The sequence below is a fragment of the Methylobacterium sp. D48H genome, assembly GCF_053345715.1.
This window is the reverse complement of record NZ_JBKFAP010000016.1, coordinates 123,056-129,578: the sequence shown is the minus strand read 5'-3', so window position 1 is coordinate 129,578 and position 6,523 is coordinate 123,056. Positions and strand designations below refer to the sequence as shown.

Sequence of the window (6,523 nt, the reverse complement as noted above, 5' to 3'; positions counted from 1 at the left end):
GGGCGCCACCGCCGCGCGGGCGGCCTTCCGCTCCGGCGCGCGCCGCACCGCCACGGCCTTCCGCCGGGCGGTGGCCGGCCGGGTCTCGGTCGCGGCGGCGGGGGTCGCGGTGGGGGCCGACGCGGACGGCGCCGGTGCGGCGGCCTTCGTGTCCGTGGCCGGCGCCTTCGGAGACCCGGCCTTGTGGGCCGGCGGGTCCGTCCATGTCGTGGCGACGGATTCGGCGGAGGCGCCGCCGATCCCGAGGACCAGCATGAGGGCGGCGAGGCTCGTTCGCGCACCGTGCGGCATGGCGCCCTCCTGTCATCGCGGGGTTTCGGACAGATCCGCGGAGCAGCGCGACAATAGATCGAACCGCTGCGCAGGGGAATCGCGTCGCTGCATTTCCACCAGGATCGCCGAAACACGTTTAATACGGATGACGCTCGGCGCCGGACGCGGCCGAGCCGTCCGACGACCGGTCGCGGGGGACGGCGCGCGACGTGCCCCGCGCCGTCCCCCGCGACGTGCCCCGCGACGAGAGCCCGCGGAACCCGCGGCGCCGCGCGCGGTTGCCCCGCCATGTCCGCCCCTGCCGATGCGTCCTCCGGCCCCCCGCCCGGCCTGCGGGTGAGCGTCGATCTCAACCTGTGCCAGGCCTATGCCCAGTGCTGCTACGCGGCGCCGCGGCACTTCCGCATCGAGGGGCACGAGGCCCTGTTCTACGATCCCGCCCCCGCCGCGCGGGACCGGGACGACATCGAGCGGGCGCGCGTCGCCTGCCCGGTCCAGGCGATCCGGGTCGAGGATCCGGAGCGGGGCGCCTGATGGCGCGCGATTCCGAGCGCGTCCTGATCGTCGGCGCCGGCCTCGCGGCCCTGCGCGGGGCCGAGGCCCTGCGCGAAGCGGGCTTCTCCGGCCCGCTGACGATCGTCGGCGACGAGCCGCACCGGCCCTACGACCGGCCGCCGCTCTCGAAGCACGTCCTCACCGGCGCGATTCCCGCGGAGGCCACGACCCTGCCGGGGGTCGGCGCCCTCGCGGCGGAGTGGCATCTCGGCAGCGCGGCGCGGCGCCTCGACCGGCAGGCGCGCACGGTCGGCCTCGCGGACGGGCGGATCCTCCCCTACGACCGCCTGCTCATCGCCACCGGCACCCGCGCCCGGCCCTGGGCGAACCCGCACGAGGGCCGCCTCGCCGGCGTCTTCACCCTGCGCGGGCGGGAGGACGCCGCCGCCCTGCGGCGGGCGCTGGCCGCCGGCCCCAACCACGTGCTGGTGATCGGCGCCGGCTTCATCGGCTGCGAGGTCGCGAGCCTGTGCCGGCAGCTCGACCTGCCGGTCACCCTGGTCGAGCCCGGCCCGACGCCGCTGGCCCGCATCCTCGGCAGCACCGTCGGGGCGTTCATCGGCGCGATCCACGAGGGCCACGGGGTCGCGCTGCGCTGCGGCCGCGAGGTCGAGTGGCTGGAGGGTCGGGACGGCCGGCTGGTGCGCGCCCACTTGGTCGACGGCAGCAGCCTCGCGGCCGACGTCGCCGTCATCGCCCTGGGGGCCGTGCGCAACACCGAGTGGCTCGACGGGTCCGGCCTGTCGGCGGATCCGGGCGGGGTCGATTGCGACGCGCGCGGCCACGTCCTCGATACCGAGGGCCGGCCCGACCCGCGCATCGCTGCCGCCGGCGACGTGGCGCGCTTTCCCCACCCCCTCTACGACGGCCGGCGCGTCGCCCTGGAGCACTGGAGCCACGCGGCGGCGCAGGGCGTCCATGCCGGCCGGCTCCTCGCCGGCGCGGAGCCTGAAGTCCCTTACGGCGCCCTGCCGACCTTCTGGTCGACGCAGGGCGACCTCGTGGTGAAATCCGTCGGCCTGACCGAGGGCGCCGACGCGGTGGCGATCACGCAGGGCGATCCGGCGGCCGGCCGCTTCGTCGCCACCTACGGCCGCGACGGGCGCTGCATCGCGGCGGTCGCGGTGGATTCCGCCCGCTGGCTGCCGGCCCATGCCGAGCTCGTGGAGGCTCGCGCGCCGTTCCCGCCCGGGGACGCCGCGACCGACCGGCCGAAGCGCGTCACGGTCCACGAGCCGGGCTTTCCGTAACGCGTCGGGAAACGGAACCGGCCCATCGGGCGAAGCCTTTGTCGTTGCAGCATCTTTCCCGAAGGCCGGCGGCCGCCATCCGGGTCGATGCGTGAAGGAGACCGCATGCCCGACGCCACCCTCCTCGACCAGGTCAAGGACTTCGCCAACCGGCCGAATCCCTATCCGGTCTACGCGAAGCTGCGGGAGAATCCCGTCTCGCGTCAGGACGACGGCACCGAGGCGGGCACCTGGGTGGCGGCGACCCACGGCACCATCGCGCGCCTGCTGCAGGACCCGCGGGTCAGCTCCGAGACCCTGCCCCCGGCCGACCGACCGCGCACCGGCAATCCCCTCACCGACCTGATCGTCAAGCCGCTCAAGGACTGGATGATGGACCGGCACCGGGTCTTCATCTTCCGCGACCCGCCGGACCACGACGCCCTGCGCTCGGCGGTGATGCACCAGTTCTCCCGCGAGCGCGTCCAGGCGATGCGCGCCCGCTCCGACCGGCTGGTGGCCGACCTGCTCAACGAGAAGTGCGGTGCCCGGGAGATCGACGCGGTCGACGACCTCGCCTACCCGCTGCCCGTGACGGTGATCTGCGAGCTGTTCGGCGTGCCCCGGGAGGACGAGCCGAAATTCCACGGCTGGGCGACGCAGCTCGCCACCGCGCTGGAGCCCGACAGCCTGTCCGACCCCGAGATCCGCGCCGCGAACAGCCGGACCTTCGACGCGATCGGCGGCTACATGGGCGACCTGATCAGGGAGAAGCGCAGGCACCCGCAGGACGACATGCTGTCGGGCCTCGCCAACCACGCCACCCCGGCCGGCGTGAAGATGGGCGATTACGACCTGATCGCCACCTCGATCCTGATGCTGGTCGCCGGGCACGAGACCACCGTGAACCTGATCACCAACGGCCTGCTGACCCTGCTGCGGCATCCGGACGAGCTGGAGCGCCTGCGGCAGGACCCGCTCCGGGCCCCGCGACTGATCGAGGAGCTCCTCCGCTACGAGCCGCCGGTGCAGTTCCGGACGCGGCGGACGCTGTCGCCCATCGACATCGCCGGGGTCACGATCCCCGAGGGGGCCGATCTCGTGCTGCTGCTGGCCTCCGGCAACCGCGACGCGGCCGTCTTCCCCGACCCCGACCGGTTCGACCCGGACCGCTGCGGGATCCGCCATCTCGGCTTCGGCGGCGGCCTGCACTACTGCGTGGGCGCGCCGCTGGCCCGGTTCGAGGCCGAGGCGGCGCTCACCGCCCTCGCCCGCCGGCTGAAGGCGCCGCGCCTGGTCGAGGATCCGCCACCCTACCGGCCGGGCGCCGCCCTGCGCGGCCCGGAGCACCTGCGGGTGGCGATCGACGGGATCGCCTGAGCCGCGGGCGGACCGGACGGCCAACCCGAGCATCGATGAGACCGCCGACGCGACGAAGACGAAAGTCCGTCGCCGTAAAGTTGTTTGCCTCGCTAAAGTCGCGATCGTCCGGCCTGGTTACGCTGGAGACGGAACCGGCGGGTTGAGACGATGGCTCAGGGGTTTGCGCGCGCTGCATCGCTGGCGCGCACGGTGGGGACCACGGTGCGCAACCTCGCCCTCGGGCGCGACGACGTCCCGCCCCTCGCGCCCCACCTGCCGCCCGCGCCGTCCCACACGGTCGACGCCGACATCCCGGTCGATATCGGCTGCATCAAGGTGTTCCGGGCCGAGAGCTTCCCGGAATCCGGGCCGAGCCCCTGGCTCGACCAGCCCGACGCCCTCGACATCGTCGCGCGCCGCGTCGCGCGCCGGGAGATCACGCCCCGGCAGGCCGAGATCTGCCGGTCCTGGGTGGAGCACGGCTACTACGTCCTGCGCGGCGCGATCGATCCCGACACGATCGACGAGGTCTGGGCCGCCTACGAGGCCGCGATCGCCGGCGGCGACCTGACCCTCGCCCCCGAGAAGGCGGCGCCGGACGATCCCCATCCGGGCCGCTACCTCAACCCGCACCTGAAGGTCGAGGCGATCGACCGGCTGCTGAAGCACCCCGTGCTGATGAACTTCAGCAGCATGGTGCTGGGCCGCCCCGCGATCCCGTTCCAGACCATCGCGTCCCACAAGGGCAGCCAGCAATCCGAGCACTCGGACTCGATCCACATGACGACCTACCCGCTCGGCTACCTGGCCGCCTGCTGGGTCGCCATGGAGGACATCCACGCGGATGCGGGGCCGCTGGTCTACTATCCCGGCACCCACCGCCTGCCGTACCTGTTCAGCCACGACGTCGGCATCACCACGGACGAGTTCCGCGAGCGCGGCTACGGTGCCTATTCCGAGCGCTACGAACCGGCGATCAAGCAGGAGATCCGGGAGCACGGGGCGACGCCGGCCTACTTCACGGCGCGCAAGGGCGACGTGCTGTTCTGGCACGCGAACCTGCTGCACGGCGGTTCCGCGCGGGCCGACATGCAGCGCTCCCGCAAGGCCCTGGTGCACCACTACTTCGCGGAAGGCTGCATCTGCTACCACGACCTCTCGGCGACCACCTCGGCGGTGCACGGCCCCGTCGAGAGCCTGCCGACCTGCGGCGCGTCGAGCCCCGACATCGCGGTGCGCGAGCGGATCAGCCTGTAAGGGTGCGGGGTCGCCGGGCGGTCCGGCGACCCCGCCCTCAGGCGGCCTTCACGGCGGCCAGGAAGGTCGTGACCTCCTGGCCGAGGCTCGTCGAGTAGCGGGCCAGCTCCTGCGCGGCGCTGAGCACCTGGTCGGAGGCCGCGCCGGTCTCGCGGGCCGCTTGCCGGACGTCGGCGATGTCGGTGCTCACCGCCTGGGTGCCCTGCGCCGCCTGGGTGACGTTGCGGACGATCTCGCTCGTCGCCGCGCCCTGCTCCTCCATGGCGGCGGCCACGCTGAGCGCCACCGTGCGCATCTCGTCGATCGTGCCGCCGATCGTCCGCATCGACTCGACCGCCTGGCGGGTCTCGTTCTGGATGGCGGCGATCTGCGTCGCGATGGTCTCGGTCGCCCGGGCCGTCTGCGAGGCCAGCGCCTTCACCTCGCCCGCCACCACGGCGAAGCCCTTGCCGGCCTCGCCGGCGCGCGCGGCCTCGATGGTGGCGTTGAGGGCCAGCAGGTTGGTCTGCCCGGCGATCCCGGCGATCAGGCCCATCACCTCGCTGATCTGGTCCGTGCCGCGGGCGAGCACCTGCATCAGGGCGTTGGTCTGGGCCACGTCCGTGCCGGCCCGGTCGGCCATCGCGGAAGACTGGGCGACGCGGGACGCGATCTCGTTGATCGAGGCGGCCATCTCCTCGCTGGCCGCCGCCACGGTCTGCACGTTGCTGGAGGTCTGCTCGGAGGTCGCGGCGACGCGCACCGACTGGTCGGTGGTCCGCGCGGCGGTGCGCGTCATCTCCCGGGCCGTGGCCTCCATCTCCACCGCTGCCGCCGACAGGCCCTGCGTCAGCGCGCTGACCTGCGCGTCGAACCGGGCGGTGACCGTGTCGAGCATCTGGGCGCGACGCATCTTCGCGTCGTTCTCCGCGACGGCGGCCGCGTCGGCGGCGCGCTTGGCGATCAGGGCGTCCTTGAACACCTGGACGGCGCGCGCCATGGCGCCGACCTCGTCGCCGCGGCGCTGATCGGCGACCGTCACCGCGAGGTCGCCGTCCGCGAGGCCGCGCATCGCCGCGGTCAGCCGGGTGATCGGGCGGGACAGGCTGTTGCCCACGAGCAGGAGCAGCGCCAGGATCGGCAGGGCGAGGCCGGCGGACCAGAGGCCGATGGTGACGGCGCGGTCGCGCACGGCCGCGTGGACGTCGTCCCGGTACAGGCCGGTGGCGACGATCCAGCCCCACGGCTTGAACATCTGCACGCTCGCGACCTTCTCCACCGGCACGGACCCGCCGGGGCGCGGCTTCATGTAGTCGACGAAGCCGGAGCCGTCGCGCTTGGCGGTCTCGACCATCTCGGCGAAGTAGCGCTTGCCGCCGGGGACGTCGGTCTGGTCCACCACCTGCTTGCCGACGTTCTTGGCGTTGAAGGCGTTGGCGATCAGGTGGCCCCGGTCGTCGAGGACGAAGAAGTAGTCCTCGCTGCCGAAGCGCAGGGCGGTGATCGCCGCGAGCGCGGCCTTCTGCGCGTCGGCGACGGGCATCTGGCCTGTCCGGGCCTGCGCCTCGTAGTGGACGAGCAGGCTCTGCGCGACCTCGGTCAGGCGCTTGGTCATCAGCGCGCGGTCCTCGAGCGCCGAGCCGCGCATGTCGAGGAAGCTCAGGGCGCTGAGGGCGCCGATGGCCAGGAGCACCAGGGCCATCACGGCCGCGAGCTTGTGGCGAAGCCGGAGATCGGCGAGGCGCTGCCACGGCGCGGCACGGTCGGCGGGCGGGCGGCTGGTCTGCGTGGGGGTCATCCGAGCACCGGAACAGGGGGCCTGCGGCCGGCGGGGACTCGCCGTGGGCGCCGTACGGGCTCAACCTCGT

At 73.6% G+C, this 6,523-nt stretch carries 5 protein-coding genes and 1 pseudogene; 4 read left to right on the top strand and 2 right to left on the bottom strand.

Going from position 1 to position 6,523, the window contains the following annotated elements:
• Nucleotides 1-291, bottom strand: a pseudogene (locus ACLBX8_RS22330) (hypothetical protein); the annotation flags it as partial.
• A gap of 270 nt (nt 292-561) precedes the next feature.
• Here ACLBX8_RS22330 and ACLBX8_RS22325 point away from each other — a divergent pair.
• The 4 genes from ACLBX8_RS22325 to ACLBX8_RS22310 all read left to right on the top strand — a co-directional run bounded on the left by ACLBX8_RS22325 (nt 562) and on the right by ACLBX8_RS22310 (nt 4,676).
• Complete coding sequence (locus ACLBX8_RS22325; protein WP_020095273.1) at nt 562-807, top strand: ferredoxin; 246 nt, start codon at nt 562-564, stop codon at nt 805-807.
• Nucleotides 807-2,078, top strand: coding sequence for an NAD(P)/FAD-dependent oxidoreductase (locus tag ACLBX8_RS22320; RefSeq protein ID WP_447715757.1), 1,272 nt, complete (start codon nt 807-809; stop codon nt 2,076-2,078). The genes ACLBX8_RS22325 and ACLBX8_RS22320 overlap by 1 nt, the downstream gene beginning before the upstream one ends.
• Nucleotides 2,079-2,183: 105 nt before the next feature.
• On the top strand, nt 2,184-3,437 hold the full coding sequence (locus ACLBX8_RS22315) for a cytochrome P450 (protein ID WP_447715756.1): 1,254 nt from the start codon (nt 2,184-2,186) through the stop codon (nt 3,435-3,437).
• A 150-nt stretch (nt 3,438-3,587) separates the two neighbouring features.
• Nucleotides 3,588-4,676 carry a phytanoyl-CoA dioxygenase family protein gene (locus tag ACLBX8_RS22310; protein WP_043713080.1) on the top strand — a complete coding sequence of 363 codons (1,089 nt, stop codon included), beginning with the start codon at nt 3,588-3,590 and terminating at the stop codon, nt 4,674-4,676.
• A gap of 37 nt (nt 4,677-4,713) precedes the next feature.
• Here ACLBX8_RS22310 and ACLBX8_RS22305 read toward each other — a convergent pair whose 3' ends face one another.
• Complete coding sequence (locus tag ACLBX8_RS22305; protein WP_447700692.1) at nt 4,714-6,453, bottom strand: methyl-accepting chemotaxis protein; 1,740 nt, start codon at nt 6,451-6,453, stop codon at nt 4,714-4,716.
• Nucleotides 6,454-6,523 lie beyond the last annotated feature (70 nt).

Bases quoted from the DNA above. Each gene is read 5' to 3' on its own strand.
- ACLBX8_RS22325 (WP_020095273.1), top strand. From the start codon at position 562: ATGTCCGCCCCTGCCGATGCGTCCTCCGGCCCCCCGCCCGGCCTGCGG.
- ACLBX8_RS22320 (WP_447715757.1), top strand. From the start codon at position 807: ATGGCGCGCGATTCCGAGCGCGTCCTGATCGTCGGCGCCGGCCTCGCG.
- ACLBX8_RS22315 (WP_447715756.1), top strand. From the start codon at position 2,184: ATGCCCGACGCCACCCTCCTCGACCAGGTCAAGGACTTCGCCAACCGG.
- ACLBX8_RS22310 (WP_043713080.1), top strand. From the start codon at position 3,588: ATGGCTCAGGGGTTTGCGCGCGCTGCATCGCTGGCGCGCACGGTGGGG.
- ACLBX8_RS22305 (WP_447700692.1), bottom strand. From the start codon at position 6,453: ATGACCCCCACGCAGACCAGCCGCCCGCCCGCCGACCGTGCCGCGCCG.